Genomic DNA, 2,155 nt, shown 5'->3' with positions numbered 1-2,155 from the left:
CTTTCAGGTTTTCTTTTGTTTGAAGTTCATTAAATAGACTTTTGAGGTATTGAAAACGATTTTCTACGTTTTCAAAACTTTTTAAAGTTATAGCTTTATTTAGTATTGAGAAAAATTCTAAACGCTCAAAAAGCAACGTGCCCATTCGATCAAAAGGCTCAGAAATTTTGTTTTCGTCCTCTAATACCTCTTGATATGATTCTCTTGAAAGCTTATCACTCTTATAGAACGATTCTGGTTCTTTGAGAAAAAAACTAGAAAAATCTATAGTTTTAGGTCCAGTTTTTTGACTATTTGTTATAGCCTGATAGGTTTTTTCTGTTTGCGAAAGTTGTTCTTTTTTCAACTCAAGCTGTTTTTTTAAGAGCTCAATAATTTCCCCTTTTTTTAATAGATTAGTAAGCTCCAGATATTCTGCTGGTAGAGCAGGTGGTGGGGCTGGGTCCTTATGTGACGAGAGGTCATAAGATACGCTTGTAACTGCATTCGCATGTGCTAAATTTAGCATTCCCAAAAAGGTAATCATTCCTGTTATAATAAATCGCTTTTTCATCTGTTTCCTCGCTTGATTTCGGCAGGGATTGTTTTATTAATAGGCACACGATTCCTATCATTGGGCTGTTTTAGCTTTGGTGCTAATGCACAAGCCGATAAAAGGTTTGCAATCAAAATTACAAGTATGATTAACTTCATTTTGACATGACTCTTTTTACTATTATATACATTCTGATATTTGTTGTCATTATTATAATTTCGACACCAAAGTAAAGTGTATAGTTTACGATAATTTATCTTTTCTTAATTTCATTTTTTAATTTATGAAAATAGCTCAATTTCAGTGCGAATATTTTTTACTTTAGGATTGGATATCTTGGTTGATGAAGTCCTGTGGTAAGAGCTATTGAAGTAATAATACTTATCCGTAGGAAACGGTTTACGAATCCGGAGAGAGGCATATCGATAGCGCCCCGGATGATGAGCCATCCGTAGATGATGAAAGCGATTGTGATACCGATTGATACAAAGGGTGTAATTGTAACAATTGCTTTTGAGGAAATATCCGTGACATATGTTTTTGTTATCTGATCAATTTTATTGAAAAGTTGCGTGAACACTGTAAAGTCCATGGAATTCCTCTTTAACGAATTTTCAACTTTTTATCACCTTGGAACATAGATATATGCTAAACGCCTCATTTTCATTTATACATTACCTAAGTGTTTTCAGCATGATATCTTGGCTTTGATAAAATCTTTGTGCTTCTCTTAATTGTTCAGAGAGTACTGAACCTTCTACATTGGTTTTTGTTTTCATGAAAAAAAGCAAATGCTGTAAAAAGCTTTATTGGTTAGATCTTATTATAGGCATATTTTTGTAGTTAGAGGCTACAATTTTTCTGTACAATTTACGTTTTTGTATTTCGATAAGAGTCTCTTCGTCATCGCTTAAATTTCTGACCATTTGTAGCTTTGTATATTCATTTTGGATCATGGCTGACATAGTCTTGATGCGTGTTTGCAGTTCGAAAACTTCTTTGAGATCTTTTGTTTTATTTATCTTATCTAAGAAATCGTCCATTTGTTTAAAGCGGTTTTCTGCGTCTTGAAAAGTTTGAAAACTTACAGCTTTTTCGACAATTCCACTATATTTAAGACGCGTATTAATTATTTCGCGCATTTTATAATACGGCAACTGCTGGAAGCCGTACCTTTTCTCTTCGAGAATAATCTCATTAAATCTTTTTTTAAATTCCCCAGTAGTTATGACTTGGTAGCTTGTCTGTGTTTTTGGGTAGATAGAAGGCAAATCTTGTATGAAAGAATCCTTGTTTTCTCCTATTGTTGGTTTTTGTATCCTATTTCCTGTTATAGACTGATGAATTTTTTTCGCGTTTTCGATCTGGTTTTCGTTTGTTTTAATTTGTTGTTCTAACAACTTAATAATTTCCAGATATTCTGCTTTTGAAAAAGGACTTTTAACAGTTGAACCTTGAGTCCCAGAACCCCAACTAAAGTTAGACGTTAGAGTTAAATTTATCATCCCCAAAAGGGTAATCATTCCTGTTATAATAAATCGCTTTTTCATCTGTCTCCTCGCTTGATTTCGGCAGGGATTGTTTTATTAATAGGCACGCGGTTCCTGTCATTGGGCTGTT

General features: G+C 33.4%; 3 protein-coding genes and 1 pseudogene. All 4 read right to left on the bottom strand.

The features are described 5' to 3' along the window. The coding region (locus ACFIQC_RS09665) for a hypothetical protein (protein ID WP_375707121.1) at positions 1-553 on the bottom strand (553 nt) is incomplete at its 3' end. Then, a complete protein-coding gene (locus tag ACFIQC_RS09660) occupies positions 550-693 on the bottom strand; it encodes a TrwH protein (protein ID WP_375641268.1) in 144 nt (47 codons plus the stop codon). The genes ACFIQC_RS09665 and ACFIQC_RS09660, both read right to left, overlap by 4 nt. Positions 694-875: 182 nt before the next feature. Continuing rightward, positions 876-1,127: pseudogene (locus ACFIQC_RS09655) on the bottom strand (type IV secretion system protein); the annotation flags it as partial. 214 nt (positions 1,128-1,341) lie between these two features. Continuing rightward, positions 1,342-2,085 carry a type IV secretion system protein gene (locus tag ACFIQC_RS09650; protein ID WP_375707120.1) on the bottom strand — a complete coding sequence of 248 codons (744 nt, stop codon included), beginning with the start codon at positions 2,083-2,085 and terminating at the stop codon, positions 1,342-1,344. Between the last annotated feature and the right edge of the window lie 70 nt (positions 2,086-2,155).

Origin of the sequence: Bartonella sp. AA126HLJHH (assembly GCF_042197425.1) — a bacterium.
Taxonomy (GTDB): Bacteria; Pseudomonadota; Alphaproteobacteria; order Rhizobiales; family Rhizobiaceae; genus Bartonella.
Note: the sequence above shows the minus strand (reverse complement) of the source record. Positions and strands in the feature narration are given on the sequence as shown.

Bases quoted from the DNA above. Each gene is read 5' to 3' on its own strand.
- ACFIQC_RS09650 (WP_375707120.1), bottom strand. From the start codon at position 2,085: ATGAAAAAGCGATTTATTATAACAGGAATGATTACCCTTTTGGGGATG.
- ACFIQC_RS09660 (WP_375641268.1), bottom strand. From the start codon at position 693: ATGAAGTTAATCATACTTGTAATTTTGATTGCAAACCTTTTATCGGCT.